General features: G+C 55.6%; 10 protein-coding genes. 6 read left to right on the forward strand and 4 right to left on the reverse strand.

Features of this window, described 5'->3' with window-relative positions:
• Nucleotides 1-18 precede the first annotated feature (18 nt).
• The 4 genes from C4S68_RS22265 to mobF all read left to right on the forward strand — a co-directional run bounded on the left by C4S68_RS22265 (nt 19) and on the right by mobF (nt 5,672).
• Nucleotides 19-345 carry a hypothetical protein gene (locus tag C4S68_RS22265; protein WP_103935333.1) on the forward strand — a complete coding sequence of 109 codons (327 nt, stop codon included), beginning with the start codon at nt 19-21 and terminating at the stop codon, nt 343-345.
• A 189-nt stretch (nt 346-534) separates the two neighbouring features.
• Complete coding sequence (locus tag C4S68_RS22270) at nt 535-912, forward strand: hypothetical protein (protein WP_103935334.1); 378 nt, start codon at nt 535-537, stop codon at nt 910-912.
• A complete protein-coding gene (locus C4S68_RS22275; protein ID WP_235011799.1) occupies nt 872-2,917 on the forward strand; it encodes a type IV secretion system DNA-binding domain-containing protein in 2,046 nt (681 codons plus the stop codon). The genes C4S68_RS22270 and C4S68_RS22275 overlap by 41 nt, the downstream gene beginning before the upstream one ends.
• Before the next feature lie 10 nt (nt 2,918-2,927).
• Nucleotides 2,928-5,672 carry a MobF family relaxase gene (gene mobF / locus C4S68_RS22280; protein WP_103935336.1) on the forward strand — a complete coding sequence of 915 codons (2,745 nt, stop codon included), beginning with the start codon at nt 2,928-2,930 and terminating at the stop codon, nt 5,670-5,672.
• Nucleotides 5,673-5,722: 50 nt separating this feature from the next.
• Here the strand turns inward: mobF and C4S68_RS22285 are convergent, their stop codons facing one another.
• Together C4S68_RS22285 and C4S68_RS22290 are read right to left on the reverse strand one after the other, a co-directional pair.
• A complete protein-coding gene (locus tag C4S68_RS22285) occupies nt 5,723-7,714 on the reverse strand; it encodes an ATP-binding protein (protein ID WP_160115287.1) in 1,992 nt (663 codons plus the stop codon).
• Between the two features lie 145 nt (nt 7,715-7,859).
• Nucleotides 7,860-11,240 (reverse strand): type ISP restriction/modification enzyme, encoded by a 3,381-nt coding sequence (locus C4S68_RS22290; RefSeq protein ID WP_103935338.1) that lies wholly within the window; start codon nt 11,238-11,240, stop codon nt 7,860-7,862.
• Between the two features lie 212 nt (nt 11,241-11,452).
• Here C4S68_RS22290 and C4S68_RS22295 point away from each other — a divergent pair, with 212 nt between their 5' ends.
• Together C4S68_RS22295 and C4S68_RS22300 are read left to right on the forward strand one after the other, a co-directional pair.
• Entirely contained in the window at nt 11,453-11,836 is a 384-nt protein-coding gene (locus C4S68_RS22295; protein ID WP_103935339.1) for a hypothetical protein, read from the forward strand.
• A 591-nt stretch (nt 11,837-12,427) separates the two neighbouring features.
• Complete coding sequence (locus C4S68_RS22300) at nt 12,428-12,646, forward strand: hypothetical protein (RefSeq protein WP_103935340.1); 219 nt, start codon at nt 12,428-12,430, stop codon at nt 12,644-12,646.
• Between the two features lie 111 nt (nt 12,647-12,757).
• Here the strand turns inward: C4S68_RS22300 and C4S68_RS22305 are convergent, their stop codons facing one another.
• Entirely contained in the window at nt 12,758-15,880 is a 3,123-nt protein-coding gene (locus C4S68_RS22305; RefSeq protein WP_200821619.1) for an SIR2 family protein, read from the reverse strand.
• A gap of 107 nt (nt 15,881-15,987) precedes the next feature.
• Nucleotides 15,988-16,299 (reverse strand): DarT1-associated NADAR antitoxin family protein, encoded by a 312-nt coding sequence (locus C4S68_RS24060; RefSeq protein WP_407641120.1) that lies wholly within the window; start codon nt 16,297-16,299, stop codon nt 15,988-15,990.
• Nucleotides 16,300-16,397 lie beyond the last annotated feature (98 nt).

A 16,397-nucleotide genomic window follows, 5' to 3' on the forward strand; every position in this document is an offset into this window, starting at 1 on the left:
CACCAAAAGGAGAATGCAATGCCCCTGCTAGAAGTCACTCAAACCCGCCACCTCAGCGCCTCGATTCGGTTGACGGATACGACCGCAACCCAGGTCGATCAGTACGCCGCATTCATCCACGCTTCTGCGAACGATGTTGTGGAACAGGCGCTCGCTTATGTCTTCTCCAAAGACCGCGACTTTCAGGAGTACCTGAAGTCGCCCGAAGCTCAGAAGGTTACGCCCACGTTGCGCGTGCGTAGAGCATCCGCAAATGAGGCAGCGGAACAGCCTGTGAAGAAGCCGGTTTCCGCAGCGTCTTCTTCATCCCAAGCACCGGCAGTTGTGGCGGGATCGAAAGCATGATCCTCCATCTACATCCGTGGCAGTACCAGAGCGGTGCTGCGCACCGGGTGTATTTCGACACTCCACCCCTAGTAAGGAGCTGTTTAGCTCCCTGTGGGAGCTAATGGGTTCCGTAACAAAAGACATCAGTTACGAAAATCGGGGAGCTTGTTAGCTCCCTGCGATTTTCGAGAATTGGAGCACTCCTGCATGGCGATTCTTGATACGCAAACGGCTGTGAAGCGCGGCAAGATTCGTGGCCGCGAGAGCCGCAATCAGACCCTCACAACGAAAGTGACTGCGACGGAATATCGCGCGGTGGAGGACGCCGCAGGCGCGGAAGCCAAGACGACCGGCGAATGGCTACGCGACCTGGCTTTGGAGGCCGTCGCGGCCCGGACTGAACCCGGCGCGGAAACCGTCGTGCTGCCGGAGATCGTTGGCGTTCGTTTGCTGCTGGTGAACGCGCTGCGGTCGGTTGCTATCGGGCAAACGATGACGCCGGAAGCATTCGACAAATTGCTGGATCAGATCGGCACGGCGAAGCATGAACTGGCCGGAAAAATCATGGCTGAAGGAAGGAGATAACGCAATGGCAAAGACAACGTGGGGTCGCAAAGAGACGATCATCTGGCCGCAGCATCGGCCCATCTATACCTATGGTGCTATCTTCATCGCCATATTTCTGACGGCCGTATTTTTGTACGGTCGCCTTCGCTTTATCGGCACGCCGTTACAGCGGTTCTACATGCCGGTCTATGTGCGTAGTTCCATCTTCGGGTCATTCAGCCGGACACACCGCAGCGACTATCGGATGCTCTTTCTGACCGGCCATGGCAGGAAGCCCAGCCCTACCATGAGTGAGGACGTGGTGCGTGGAAAAACCGTGGAGCCCGGCGGCAGAATCATTCCTTTGGCGCTTTCTCCGGCTGCGCTCCAGCGTGGCGACGACCTGCTCTTCCGCGGGCCAATACGCAGCTACGTGGATGCCCGGCTGTGCGACTACCTGAAGGTTGCTGTCTATAAAGATGACCTGTCCGCGATCCTGAAAATCCCATTGCTCGGTGGTGCCGGAATCTTCTTGGTGGTGCTGCCGTTTGCCGTCACCAAGGACATGAAGCGGCAGAAATCGCTGAAGTACGGGCGGCGGCTGAAAGGCCCCGAACGGCTCACGCCGCAAGAGTTCAATCGGACGGTCAAAGGGAACGGCATCGGCTTCAAAACCGACGACATGAAGGAGATGATTCGCATTCCTGCGAAAGCTGAAGCCCAGCACATGCAGATCATCGGCGATACGGGCTCAGGCAAGTCCGCCCTGCTGTTTCAGGTGCTCCGGCAGGTGCAGGGACGGGGTGATTCAGCCATCGTGTACGACCCCGCCCGCGAGTTTGTGAAACGGTTTTATGACCCGTCACGTGGCGATGTCATCTTGAATCCTTTGGACAAACGCTGCCCCTATTGGGGACCAGCCGAAGACCTGCGCAGCCGCTCCGAAGCGAAGGCGTTGGCCGCGTCGCTCTTCCAGCCACCGCAGGATCGCAAGGGCGAGTTCTTCATCGAGTCTCCGCAGAAAATATTCGCCTTCCTGATGGCTTATCGGCCTACTCCGGACGAGCTGGTGCAGTGGATGTCGAACCCCGATGAGATCGATCGCCGACTGAAAGGCACGGAGCACGCCCACCTGATCGATCCCCGCGCGCAACAGCAGCGTGCCGGTGTGCTCGGCTCTCTCGGATTGGTTGCGGACAGCTTGCGTTTGCTTCCGAAGAAAGAGGAAGGCAACGGCACCTGGACGGCAACGGAATGGACCGAAAAGAGGAAAGGATGGATCTTCATTACCTCTCTTCCGGCAGAGCGGGAAGCCCTCCGGCCTTTGCAGAGCCTATGGATCGATTGGCTGGTTTTGCGGCTCTTGAATGAGCCAACGAAGGAGCAAAAACGAGTGTGGTTCGTCATTGATGAGTTGGCGAGCTTGCAGAAGTTGCCGCAGCTTCACACGGCGATCACCGAAGGAAGAAAGGGTCAGAATCCCGTGCTGCTTGGCTTCCAGGGCAAGGCGCAGCTTGAGTATCTGTACGGCCATCTCGCCGAGGTGATGCTGTCGCAGCCTGCGACCAGCGTTTGGCTCACGACCAAGGAACCGAATGCCGGGGAATGGGTGTCCAAGTTCATCGGCAAGGTCGAGATCGAGCGCCTGCGTGAGACACACTTCGATGGGACACGTTCCGGGCATAACTTCACCATCGAACGGCAAGTTGAGCCGCTGGTTCTGGAGTCGGAAATCTCCGGCCTCGCCGACCTTCACGCCTTTATGAAGTACCAGAATTACGTGACGTTCTTTTCATTTCCGTACTTCGATATGCCGGAGGTGGCGAAGCCCTTCGAGCTGCGCGAACGCCCGGATGACAGGCTGCCGTATGTCCCGAAGACCTTACCCGGCACGGAAGAGTTGGCACAGGAGCCGCAGCCTTCCGCAGCCCCCACTGAGCCGCAACCACAACCCAACGAACCTGCCGCGGCGCACGAGATTCAGCCGGAGACAACCGTCCCAGACGATACCACCGAACAACAGACGCTTACGTTCAAGGGATAAGGAGGCTGCCATGTTGAACATCTCGAAACCGCTCTCCGCATCGCAGGCACAGACCTACCATGCGAAGGAGTTCACCGCAGCCGAACAGAACTATTGGAAGCAGGGCGACACCATTCAGGGCGAGTGGCATGGCAATCTGGCGGAGAACTTTGGCCTGTCCGGTGCTGTGGGTGCCGAGGAGTTCGCCCGCCTCTCCGAAGGCCAGCATCCGCAAACCGGCGCGCAGTTGGTATCCCATCGCACCGTCCATGAATACCGAAATGCCGAGGGAAAGATGGTATCGCCCGTAGAGCATCGCGCCGGTTGGGATGCGACATTCTCCGCACCTAAGTCCATATCACTGACCGCGCTTGTCGGTGGCGACGACCGGGTGCGCGAAGCACACCGCGAAGCCGTCAACGTTGCCTTGAACGAACTGGAGAAGTACACGCAGGCCCGCATCGGCGGCAACAATCCCGCCGAGACGACCGGGCAGTTTGTGGCGGCAAAGTTCGAGCATGATACCGCCCGTCCGGTGGACGGATACTCCGCACCGCAGCTCCACACACACGTTGTCATCTTCAACATGACCGAAAGGGACAACGGCAAGATGGGGGCCTTGCAGCCGCACTCCTTGTTTGAGAGCCAGCAGTTTGCGACCGCTGTCTATCAGTCCCATCTCACGTACAACCTCCGCTCGCTTGGCTATGAAATCGAAGCTGGCAAGAGCGGTGCCCCGGACATCAAGGGTTTCACACGGGACTACTTGGATGCCTCCAGTCCGCGCCGCCAGCAGATCGAGGAAGCCCTCTCCCGCAGTGGTTTCGTAGGCCCGGAGGCAGCGCAGATCGCGGCGCACAACACCCGCGACAAGAAAGTCAGCTTGTCTGCCGATCAAATCCTGGCCGCGCACAAGCAAATTGCCGATGAGTTCGGCAACCAGGCGGATCGTGTGGTGGCCGAGGCGCGGGAGCGCAGAAAAGAACAAACACCACAGCTCGAGAAAGAACGTCTCCAGCAAGTTCGAGAGGCAGTCACCTTTGCCCGCGATAAGGGCTTCGAGCGGGAGGCGGTCGTGGACGAACGTGCGCTTTATGTCGATGCGTTGCGCCGGGGAATGGGCGGGATGACGTACCCGGAGGTTCGCGCCAGCTTCGAGGCGCGTGTCGCCTCCGGCGAGTTCCGCCAAATTGAAAATGCCGCGCACGATACCGGGCGCAGGTTCACGACGGCGGCGACCATCAAAGCCGAGAGTGAAATCGTTCAGAAGGTGCATGACGGGCAGAGCCGCGCACCACAGATCATGCCGATTGAGTCCGCAGTCCCGCTTGCGGATTCACGCTCTTACTTCAATGCCGCTCAGAAAAGGGTGGTCGAAGATGTTCTCACCTCACGCGATCAGGTGCAGGGATTGCAGGGGCGCGCAGGCAGTGGCAAGACTTCCGTGCTTTCCCTCATACGCGAAGGAGCCGAACAGAATGGCTACGCCGTGAAAGGTTTTGCGCCGACTTCGCGGGCTGCGAAGCAGCTCCGTGATGCTGGCATTCAGGCGGACACGTTGCAACGCTTCCTCGCGGGCGGCAGCCTGCAGGCTGCCGACGATCCCGCGAACAAGCATCTCTACATGGTCGATGAAAGCTCGCTGGCGTCGACCCAACAGATGCGAGACTTCCTTAACAAGATCGGGCCACAAGACAAGGTACTGTTGATTGGCGATACCCGCCAGCATCAGGGCGTTGACGCCGGAAAGCCCTTCGAGCAGTTGCAGGAAGCGGGCATGAAGACCGCCCAGCTTGACCAGATCATGCGCCAGAAGGACCCAGCTCTACTCAAAGCCGTCGAGCATTTGTCCAATAACGAAACCGCTCTCGGGGTTGAAATGCTTTCGCAGCGGGGACGGATAAAAGAGATTGTAGACCCGCAGCAACGCGTCTCGGCCATCGCTAAAGAGTATGCCGCGCACCCGGAAAACACGCTTATCGTCTCACCCGATAACGCCTCGCGCCGCGCCATAAATCAGGCTGTGCGACAGGAGCTGCAAACGCTAGGCGCCGTGGACAGCAAAGATCACTCGATGCGAGTTCTCGCGCCACGCAACGATATGACCGGGGCTGACCGCGAATGGGCCGCACGTTACCAGCCTGGAGATGTTCTCCACTACGTTCGCGGCAGCAAAGAGCATGGCATCGAGGCAAAAAGCTATGCCCAGGTTGTCACCACGAACCCGGATGAAAACCTCGTTACGGTGCGAAAAGGTGACGGCCAGCAAGTGACCTATGATCCGTCACGGCTGCACGGCATCTCCGCTTACCGCGAGATCGAGCGCGAGTTTGCTACTGGCGACAAAATACAATTCACGGCTCCGTCTAGGGATTTGCAGGTCGCCAATCGCGACCTCGGCATCATCCAACACATCAGTGACGATGGCAAGATCAGCGTCCGCATGGTTGAGACAAAAGAGCGTACCGTCCGCTTCGATGCGAGCGCGATGCGGCACTTCGATCATGGCTATGCTGTCACCTCGCAGAGCTCGCAGGGACTTACCTCCGAGCGTGTGTTGGTGAACATGGATACGGCGGTTCATCCAGAATTGATAAACAGCAGGTTTGCCTATGTCTCTGTCTCGCGTGCTTCGCACGACGCGCAGATTTATACCAACGATGCTGCGTCGCTCGTCGGCAAACTGAGTCAGGACGTGAGCAAGAGCGCGGCTGTCAGTTTCGGCAATGCACAAAGCAATTCGATGGCGCAGGGGTTGGCTCTAGTCGCTCGGTGAACATTCGCAGATGGGTCGCGTAGTCGTACCTCGGACCGGCGCGCTTCAATTTACTTGATTTCGACGAGAGTTGCGCTATCGCCTGATGTTTGAGCTTCCACCGGAATGAACTTACGGTACACGGCGTTCAAATATTCTCGACCTTGGCTGAAACTTGGACTGTAACCGATGTGGGTCCGAAAGAAATTAAGCCTCTGAGTTGCTTGGTCTAGAACTTGTGCCCATGTCTTCGCAATAACTGTGTACTCATAGTTTCTTCCCGCCACAATTCCGCTCTGGTATACCACGCCTGGAGGCAAGTTCTTGACCATTGCTTCCTCTTGGGCTTGTTCACTAATTGCGTTTGAGAGCGCCCAAAAGGTCCACTTTGCGGGGACGCTGTGGAAGCGTTCATCTCTTGCAATAGCGAACGCATAGTCGCGAACCTCTTTGAGAACTGCGGGAGTTATCTTCTGAGACGGACGCTTGAGTTCAATGACGAGATTATGCACAGGATCGACGCCTGAACGGGGAAGGGTTTTCCCTAAAACTGTCCCTGGCAGATTTTCATCAGCGGGTGGTTCAGAAGTAAGCGCAAGGTCCACGATGCCCGTACCGCCGCCTTCAAAAGTGACATCCTCTGTAAAATCTATAAGACCTTCGTCGATCACATAGCCGCCGTTGCCTAGATGTTTCTTGAGAACATTCAGCAAACTTTCATCATCATTCATGAGTAAGTACTCATCTCCGAAAAGCCAAGTATTCTCTGCGACGAGACGTTGAAGTTGCTTGCGTTCGAGGAGCTTGTCCCGGTAGGGACTGTCATACAGCATCGATTTAAGTCCTTGGATGAACTCCAACCGATCTGAAACAATCTTTGACGCATTGATGATTGAAACAAGAGAGGTTTTTTCCAGCAGAGTCGCCAGTTGGTCTCTCTTCTCCTTCGGCAAGCCAATGACCTCTTCTAGAATTTTTCGGAGCGACGAGGGACTTGTCTCAATCGCTTGCCTGAGGAGATTGAAAGTGAATTGTTTGCTTTTCTTTTTTGAACCCTTGAAGTCTGGCAGATACTTTTCGACATTTTGAGCTACTACATCGAATACCTGTCGTTTAGCAACCTCAACAGCGTCGTTCGCTATACCTTCGTAGGGATAAATCTCTTCTTGCTTCCACTCTTCAACCTGTTCGGCTGCTTGCTCAGCCTGCCTGGACGCGGAGTATTCCCGCAGTTTCTCTCGCGTCAATTCCAGAAGCTTACCGAGATCACCCAATTCAATCTCGATAGCATCCTGTGCTTCCAGTTTTTCTAATAGCTCCGAGCGTAAGTATGCGGTGAACTGAAGCCCCGGCGCTTGAATCCCTGCGACAGTTTCACGAAGACTGAAACCATCTCGGCTACAAAGGAAAAGTGCGCGTTCCAGCGGAACCCGCCATTCAATCACGGTCAGCGTTTGTGGGGCGAGCTGACCATCTTCGGTCATGAAATCAAACGGAATATCTGTCGTTCGAGAGATGAGCTCGGCCGGATTGACGACAGCGCCATCGTATCGAAGCTCGACGTTGGGATATTGTCGTAGGTATAGAGCGAAATGCTCCGTAAGCTCTGGCTTGACTGCATCGAATTCGAGCGTCTCAAGTTTCGGCGAAGGATCCGAAATCGTAACGATGGTGCCGGGGCGATCACTTGACGGTGCAGGATCAGTAGCTGTGACGGTACGTCTATCCCCGGCGTCAAAGGCAATCTCATACTGCAGTACTTGCCCGTCCACCTCAAATCGAGTGTTCCAAATTACACGTCCGCCAAGAGACAGAGCCCGATAACGCCCGATGCCCTTTTTCCCGTGGAGCGCACGGCCTAACACCTTCGTGCGCTCACTTCGTCTCTTCCACGAGTCCCCGAGTTGACCAAAACCGCTGTCGAATTCTTCGGGGGGTATGCCCGTCCCGTCGTCCTCAATTTGGATTGAATCCAATCCAGAGAGGCCGTTTGGGGTCAAGATGACAGCTATCTTTTTCGCGTCGGCGTCTAAAGCGTTCCAAATGAGTTCGATGAGTGCCAAGAGCGGCTTACGCGCTCGGGCCAGACTGTCAATATGGTCCGCTCCGACGGCTACGCTAATCCTTTTCACGCATCTTCCTCGAAAGCATCCATCATACCCGTTTCCTCCCAAAGAAGCGAAAAAAAAACGAAACCTCAGTTCAGTGCTAGTGAGGCAGCCCGGTTGCGGTTCGAATCAGATTTAGATAGTTCGCATCGAGGGCAATTCCATGTAGCAGAACGGCTGCGATTCGCCGTACGACCTGGGCAAAATACTGTGTTTCTTCAGGACGCAAGGCTCGATTGAGAAGCCGCGACTCCCGATAGCTAAGCCACTTTTTGAGAACCTGATAACCGCTTAGTGTGTATGCCCAGACGTTGATTGGGACCGCAGCCCAGCACGCCGCGCCATTCAGGTAGACGTCCACACATCTTTCGCCAAGAAGAGCTAATGCGTCATCGACCGTAATTGACTCAGTTGCCGCTAGCGCGTTGATCTTCCCAAGCTCAGCGTCAGTCCAGTCACGCGTCACGATTCGACCGTTTCCAGGCATAACCTTCGTGCCTTGCAACCGACCCCAATCCGCTTCGAGAGCCAAAATCGTCTCGATGTCGTGTTCCGAAGGAAGGCTGAGTCTACCAAGGAAGGACCATTCCGCAGTCATATTTAGTGGCGATTCGGCATCCAGCAGCCGAGATACAAACCTTCCGAGATTAGCGGATCGTTTAAGTTCTTCGCCGGTTGATGGAAGCGGAATTCGGGGCCAATCTCCGAGAAGGGCTCCAGCATTTTCCGCCCGGTATGCGGGTGTGTGCATGATCGCAAGCGCATGAAAAAATAAGTCCGAACCCGATCCATTCTTCGGTAACAGGTAGCGCTCTGCCGCAACACTTAAATTGTCATGGATCTCAACGTCGGAGAGTAATAACCCTGCGGTCGATAAAACTCTTTCAGGGAAGAAACTTGATAGACCGTTACCGAAATTATCGGCCAGACCGTTGGCGACTGTGCCCCGAGAAAAGGTATCTCCTGATTCCCGTTGGCGCGCCTCCAGCCAAGTGGTATTGCCTACAAGTTGAGCCATGTAGGTATCCCGTTTCTCATCTAGGAGTTTTGTTTCCGGCTCCCAGTAGAGCCAGCGTAGGTCAAAAGGCCGATAGACGTATCTCACGATTTGCCACGAACGGAAACCTCTCTCTTGGAGTGTCCTGCGAGTGGAAACCGGGTCAAATCGGGCGCTTCTTTCCATTGAGCTTGGTGCTATTGCTGCAATTTGTTCGTCGCTTTCAGATCGGCCCAGATATTTGCCCATCCTTTCCTCAAGGCGCTCCCTATCTATATCTATGACGAGAGGATCGCGGCTGGTCTTGATTCCTGGAAACGAATATGGAAATAGCTCAGTCAGACGTGGCCAGCTCGTATAGTTGGCGGAATGAGCCCGTTCGGCGAATATCAGTCCAAGGCCAGAAACTGGAGAGAAGGTCTGGTATAGAAGCTCCGTTTCGTGGAACGATTCAGATTCTAGTTGGGCGAGCTTTCCTGTTCCCCACAGATCGCGGAGCTCAATCGTAGATCCAGTACTTGCTCGCGAGCTCCGCACTAGAGTGGTGATAGCCGTACCGAGCTGGATGCCTTCAGGATTCTGCGGCGTGGAGAATGCGCTGGGGTCAGGTCTGCCGTCTGGAGTAGTCTTTCCCGTTCGGAATCTGTCGCCATTAAGATTATCGATAAATACCGAGTTGAAAGTGGTCAGGTATTTGTGCCGCATTGAAGGGTGTGAGAGTCCATCCAGCCACGCATTGTTCGAAATGAACGACACGATACCGCAGCCATCGTGATTTCCGGCAACATGAACGTCGCCGACGACGCGACGCTCAGCAATCCGAAAAAAACGGACATAAAGATCGTTTAGTCCTTGGCCTTGAGGAGCAGGTATACCGGGTATGGGGGTTCGGTATGCCGTTGTGAGGTCTCGCTCCTCCTCTATCTTTGCAATCCCCGCATAACCGTTGTATGGAGGATTGCCTAGAATCACGAGAATAGTGTTGTGTTGTTTGATATTCTCTGAATCCTCGCGTTCGCGGCGGAATTCCTCGAATATAGAAGACTGAGGATGGCGTTCAGGGACCCAGCCTGTCAACGCATTGGTGAGGAAGACTCCCGCCCTGCTTGAGTCAACAAGCGGTGCCCCCGCGTTTTCCAAGAGAGAAGCTATCTGGAGATGGGCTATGACAAAAGGCGCTGGCATGATTTCGAAGCCGAAAACGCGAGTCAGAGCGGCGGTCCGCAGGTCGTTCGGAACCAGCGCATTGTCGTCCCCCGCTTCTTCCATCAGTGTCCTGTGAATACGGTTCAACACGGCGGTCAGGTAAGCGCCGGTCCCGCAGCAGGGATCGAGAATCCGAACCGATGGGCTGGCAAGGCCCAGTGGCTGATGCAGTTCTGTACGGAGGAGGAAATCTACACGTTCCACCATGTAATGCACGATTTCTTTCGGCGTATACCATACGCCGAGCTCTCTGCGTAGCACCGGGTCGAACGCTTCAAGAAACGGCTCGTAGAAGTACGCAACCGCAACGTCGTCGCGAAAGGTCTCGAAGAACGAATCGTCAACCCTATTTAGAGCTTCTCCTGCGAGATTCAATACTTCCTGGAGCTGCAAGGAGTTGAGCGCACCTGGATCGGCGACTTCGCCGAACAGTTTTCTCAAAACAGGCACGCGGAGGTAATGGGCCGAGACTCGCCAATCGAATCGTGCGCTTGGAGCTCGTCCTTCTGGAGAACGATGCCACAGAACCCACGCCGAGAAGATACCGTAGAAGAGCGTTTGAACGAGCGTCGAGCGAAAGAAGTGTTCGCCTTTTTCACCCTCGAACTGAATTCCCAGGGACTCCTGCAAAGCCTTCTTGACGGCCTCAAAACTGGCGAGCGGATGATCTTCAGACCGGGCGCGTGCTTCGCGGGCATAAGACGCAAGCAACCATGCCACGTCCTTGGGTTGGGTAAGTGGCGCGCGATAAAGCATCACACGGCGAAGAAAGTCAGGAAGGAGCTCAGCGTGCCGTTCAAAAGACCCGATCGGTTCCGACCATAGTGAAGCCGCACTGTCCGCCAAAATGTAATATTCGAGAGTCTGTGGAACACCCGTCGTTGAAAGCTTAAGAAGTCGGAACTCCCGAAGATTCGTAATCAGAACTAGGCCATACTGCCGTAGATAGCGAATTGTCTGCGGCTCGTTCGTTAGCGCGTCAAGGCTGTAGTCGACTGGTTTGATCTCCACCACCCCGCGTTCAGGATTGGTAAGAGGCTGAGGCTCCGTATTCCTTCGCTGTCGGTTGTACTGAGGGAAAAATCCGCCATCTGGCATGCCTGCCCCGCTATTGCGGAGCTGAGAAGAAAACAAGACGGGCGGCTTGAGCGCCTGGCCTGCGCCATTAAGAAGTCGATCCACCGGCGGGTAGAACGAAGTTTCCGCCGTCGCCGACCCGGTCGAGCGAATCGCTCGCAAATCCGTAATGTATTCAGCAACTTGGTAGGTAGGCGGCATGCTTATCAATGATTGCACAGAGGCTGGCTATGTCATGAGTGAGCAATTAGGTACGGTTCACTAGGGTCCCTCAATTTCGGCAATGCACAAAGCAACGCGGCGGTGAAGGGGTTAGCTCTCACCTTGCGCTGAGCCATTCTCCTGTTTCATCCTTATAGTGCATACCCTGCTTGCTCATGCGATGAGGGTACTGCCTTTGCGGAAGGGGGACCATGAAAGCCACCATTATGGTCACGGATGTATTCGTGAGATTCCGCATGATCGCCATTCTGCCTTTTACCCAGCCGCCGCAAGCATGGGAAATGCAGGTTATGTGTATAGAGCAGGTTGCAGGCATTCTCGTTTCGCTTGGCTTTCTGGATTCTGAGACTGCGACTCGTCTCACCGCGGCCAGTACGACCATCACACCGCAACCTGGAATCACCACCACGCCGATGACGGATTTCGTTACCCTGACCGAGCTGGTCTATCCCGATTCAGAACCGGTCAGTATGGAAGCGCAAGAGGGCCATGTGCTTATTGCTCAGGGAGACACGACGGAAGAAGAGCTGGCTTCTGTTGGCTTCATACCGAAACTGGATAGTCCCGTGCAGTGAGAGCGGCCTGACTTTACGCGCCTGTAACGGTACATAGATTCTTCCAACAGTCTCCGGTAAGGCCAAGGCGTCCATGGACGCCTTGCATTTTGCTCCCTATTCCGAAATCATGGATGCGGGACGGGCACGCACCGTCCTGGAGTGTGGAAACTCCAAAGTAAGCAAGAGGCACGCTCAACCGTGCCGACGTATCCCTACGCCTTTGCGGTCGGGGTGCCTGTGACGTATGTCCAGGCCCCTAAAGCTAAAGGTCACAGGAGCCGTGCTTACTTCGGCTTTCCAACTCCCCGATCACGGGTTTAAGGGCTGTTTGCGGGGGCGCACCGCAAATGTTTTCCCCTGAATCCGGTTGAGGAGACGGATTCCATGTTCCCTGCGTCACCGCCAGCCCCCCTTTGCCTGCCTCGATTCGGATTTGTGACCATGAGCGATGCCGGTTCCCGGCATCTTGCGCTATCCTTTTTTCGTTTCGCGAACAGATTTCCCATGGGCCATCCCCGGTCTTGCGGCTTGTCTTGATGGCGGGCCGAATGCACCCTGCCGACCAAACGATGCGTTATTTGCCGCATCCCTAATGAGGGAGGAGTTGGAATGATCGAGTGTATGGAGTTCATTGGCAAGGTCGTAAGCAAATTCACGATCTACGAAGACACCATTGATGGGCCAGAGATTTGTATCGAGTTCACCGATGGCACCGTATTTTCTTCCTGCTTGAAGATGTCCACATCGCTGGAAGCCACGGTGACTCGGGATGATGGCGGCCAGCCGCAATTGCTGAAGGACTATTCCACGACGCCCGTTTCGCGCTGAATGCTCCACGACGCTCCTATGCTGCGCCTAGATTGCGCAATGAACCGAGTCGCGGCTTGCTCACTTTCAGCTTTGCGAACAATCTCGGCTGATTCGCTATGGGTCGGTAGATCAGATTAGTAGGCGGTAGTCATACGGGGCGGCTCCGAAATGGCTAAGATACTGACCGACGCGAGCTATTGCGCTCGCCGAATCGAGGCTCGCCGGAATCCTTGAATAGTAGTCGAAGTGATTCCAATTCATCTTCGACAATCCCAATATCTCCGTGGCTACCTGGGATAGGTCGGAATCGCCACGATACCGCGTAATGTAGAGCGGTGCCGGAATCCTTCGCTTGCCTTGAAAATATTTGAACCGAGGGTTCTGAACGCTAGGCGCATAGCCATGCACCCAAACCAGTGCGGCATTGTCGGCAAGAACGATGGCCGCGCCGCGTGGCATCGGGAACTTATCGATAACGAGATTCTGCCCCTCTACCTTGGAGGCGAGAAAACGGATCGATTCTTCGGTATTGATCTCGATGAGTTCAATGTTTTGAACCCCTTCGAGTCCCTGGCTCAATCCCTGCTGCTCGTCTTCCGTAAAATGTGTTCTCTTGTGAATGACCACGCGGCGAGGAAGGCGCATCCGGGATTCGTAAAAGAGCTGTCGTATTGTTTCGCCTGTTCGCCGAGCATCGTCGAGTGACATATAGGGATTGCGTCCCCGAATGATAGGATTTTCGATCCGTCCGAGGCGGAACTGAAGCCCCTCACCACGCGCGCTATAGATATGACTGCACCCTAGAAGAATCTGACTCGTCTTCGGAGCGTAGGCATCATAGCTATATCCGATGCCCACAAACGCACTGTCCTCATCGAGGCATTCCAGTCTCCACGGTGTTCGCATGGTCTTTGCATATAACGCGAGGGACAACCACCATTTGACCCGGCAGCTTACGTTTGGGACGACGGTCTTCTCCCGAAGAAATTGTGTGCTCTGACCGTTGCGCGCAGCATAGGCTTTCACGGAGTCATGCAGGTTGAAGTGCTCGTCCGCCTGATTCACGATTTCAAACGAAGCCCATGTGCCGGGAACAAAAATGGCGGTGATGGCTCCAGGCTTGATGCTTCGAATCTGGTCGAGCCCCGCGCAAATACTTCGTGCAATGCGTTTGGCGACCTCCAACTCATTGCCATTGAGATCAACTTGGAGGTTATGCCAGGCGGGATCGGTCGGCAGCGACGAAGTGAGTGCGAGACCGAAAGCTGCGCTGAATCCGGGAAAATCCTGGAGGTAGTCTTTCTCTGTGGCAGCCGCTTGACTACCGTTATTGAGGCTACCGATGAAGCGGGAGAGTGCCTGGGAAAATTGCGAAGGGCAGATTGCGGCAATCTCGGTGGAGTGTGCGAGCGCCGTAGACGAGAGGGCATAGTCCCAGGGTTTGTTCTGAATCAAACCCATGAGCGGGTTCGTCTCTTTGACTTCGGCGTGACCCGATGCAGAAGCAAACACCAGCTTCGCATCCGGGAGCACAGTCCCTCGTAACGTCGCATAACGCTGGAACTGTCCTGGCAAAGGGCGCCGCTCTGCTTGGGCCAGACCTGCATAGATCGGCACCTTTCCGATACGGAACGTCTGACCGCCGCGGTCCAACAGATCTTTGTCCGTGATCCGGCTCGTCCATGCCTTGATGTCCTGATCGTAGATGTGATTGTGCTGGTAGCCGTAAACGGCGTTACGCAGGATTTTGGTGGACTCCTGGTCTGCGAACTCGTCTGTCAACGTCTTGGCTACGATCTCGGGAGTCAGCAGGGTATGTAACCGTCCCTGGAGGCTGACAAGGCGAAACGACAGTGCCTTATGGAGAGCAAATGTACCTTGCTGGAGGGGTCTGCGCTCATAAGGCTTCTTCTCCCAGATTGTCCTGCCGTTCTGATCGAGCCCGAGCGTCTGGGCCACGCTCCGCACAAGGCCGATACGCATCAAGGCAAAGAGTTGCGGGTCTGCGGCGATGTCTTCAGGAGAAATACGAACGGCTACCGGAACACCGAGGAGTGCGCTCCCGACACCTTGCCGAATATCAGCGGCTGTTGCAAGAAAGAGTCCTCCGGTCGGGGTGGCAATCCACGCTCCCTGTTGGCCGGTCATCGCTTGCAGAAGCCACCGCTTTGGTCTCTCGTCCTCGGGAAAACGTAAATCTGCTTTCAGCACCTCGCTTGGTGTGGTCAGGGGATAGGCATTGCTCTTGACCAACGAGGTTAGGGAGCCATTGCCGACACTGAACCGAGCCTTGTGGCTGGAAATAGAACGGCCTTCGGCAAGGATCGTCTTCGCAACTTCAAGATCTTCGTTGCGCAAAATCCGTAGAGCAAGCCGTTCGACGAGATCGTCGAAGCCCTGCATCGACACATAGAACGCCTCGTGCCCCTTGGCTTGCGCTGTGGCGAGCAAGTCAGAAACCTCTTTACCCGGCTGCGCCTGCATGCCGCACCAGTACAATCTCCCAGCTTGGACCCCTGAATAAGCCTCACCAAGAGCTGTCATGAGAGATTGATCGCGTCCGCTGTATCCGATCACGAGCAGATCATGTTCGCGAATATCGTGTACCAGGGCGTTGCGGAGCTGAGCCTCCTGCTCCTGCAATTCGACCTCGGTGTTCTTTAACGCGTCGTAACGGTAATCCCCGTGCAGGGAAATGAGACGCAGCGAACCGCGGCTTGCGGGAGCGAGCACACGGTGTTGGGTGTCCATCCCGATCTCAACGCACTGGACGTTGACCGCCGCACACGCACGCGCCGGGAGTCCATCAAAGTTCGTGGTCCAGACAGAGCGGACGATATCGTTCCGAACCAGCAGCGGGAGCAGCTTGTAGCCGAGGAAAGGCTGCGCAGTCTTGACGTACTTCTCGAAAAAAACCCGTCGGTCACGCGCAGTCGGATAACACGCCTCCGCATAGAACGAATACTCGGTTTCCGCCCCGAGTGGAGGATACCCACCGCGTCCGTCCAGCCAGCTCTGAATCCGTCTCTTGCTGGCTGGAAGAGAGATTTCGCCGACGATCTCTCGAAGCGTCGGATTATTCGTCCCGAAAATATCCTGCTTCCATTCCCAGATGCAACGCTCCGCCGACGGCATCCCGGAAGAGATCGAAGCACCTGCCCCCAAAAGGAGGCTCATCGGCTGGCTCGGGTTGACGGCCACCGAACGGACAAGGGCATCGAGATCGAGACGGGCAGAGAGTTTAGCAGTCATGCAAAGATGCAAACCATGATAGCGGTCAGCACGCTATCATGGCGTCTTTTAAAAACTTGCCAGCCCCCCTTCGGCGGAGATGTGTCCAATTCCCTGTAGGTATCCTGTCAGGCGGAACGAGGATTCTGTTCGTCCTTTGACTGTTCCTTCGTTTCGTCCCGCTGAACCGCAGGAGTAAATAGGACATGCTGTGCCGCACCGTCTTCGCGCAGTTTCGGGGCGTAGTGGTATTGCAAGAGGATCTTGCGGAAGTCCTCCGGAGAACGCACTGCCTCCTCCAGCAGATCGCGTCTCATCAGGGTCATGAACAGAGCGACGGAACGGGCTTGGCAGTTGATCGACTTTTGCGGGTTGAACTCGATGTCCGTGAAACCCTCGTATTCTTCCAGTCGCTTGAGCCATTCTCGATGCTCGTAAATAGCCTATTAAGGGAGGAGTTTTCCACTCCTCACCTGTCTTCAGCCGCTTGCAGCGTCTTCCGCCACCCTCCTCAGCGGCCTGTTCCTGCCGCAACGCG

Source organism: Bryocella elongata, from assembly GCF_900108185.1.
Taxonomy (GTDB): domain Bacteria; phylum Acidobacteriota; class Terriglobia; order Terriglobales; family Acidobacteriaceae; genus Granulicella; species Granulicella elongata.

What these genes read in the sequence shown, in the direction of transcription:
- mobF (WP_103935336.1), top strand. Translation starts at nt 2,928, where the DNA reads ATGTTGAACATCTCGAAACCGCTCTCCGCATCGCAGGCACAGACCTAC.
- C4S68_RS22270 (WP_103935334.1), top strand. Translation starts at nt 535, where the DNA reads ATGGCGATTCTTGATACGCAAACGGCTGTGAAGCGCGGCAAGATTCGT.
- C4S68_RS22265 (WP_103935333.1), top strand. Translation starts at nt 19, where the DNA reads ATGCCCCTGCTAGAAGTCACTCAAACCCGCCACCTCAGCGCCTCGATT.
- C4S68_RS22290 (WP_103935338.1), bottom strand. Translation starts at nt 11,240, where the DNA reads ATGCCGCCTACCTACCAAGTTGCTGAATACATTACGGATTTGCGAGCG.
- C4S68_RS22300 (WP_103935340.1), top strand. Translation starts at nt 12,428, where the DNA reads ATGATCGAGTGTATGGAGTTCATTGGCAAGGTCGTAAGCAAATTCACG.
- C4S68_RS22295 (WP_103935339.1), top strand. Translation starts at nt 11,453, where the DNA reads ATGAAAGCCACCATTATGGTCACGGATGTATTCGTGAGATTCCGCATG.
- C4S68_RS22275 (WP_235011799.1), top strand. Translation starts at nt 872, where the DNA reads ATGAACTGGCCGGAAAAATCATGGCTGAAGGAAGGAGATAACGCAATG.
- C4S68_RS22305 (WP_200821619.1), bottom strand. Translation starts at nt 15,880, where the DNA reads ATGACTGCTAAACTCTCTGCCCGTCTCGATCTCGATGCCCTTGTCCGT.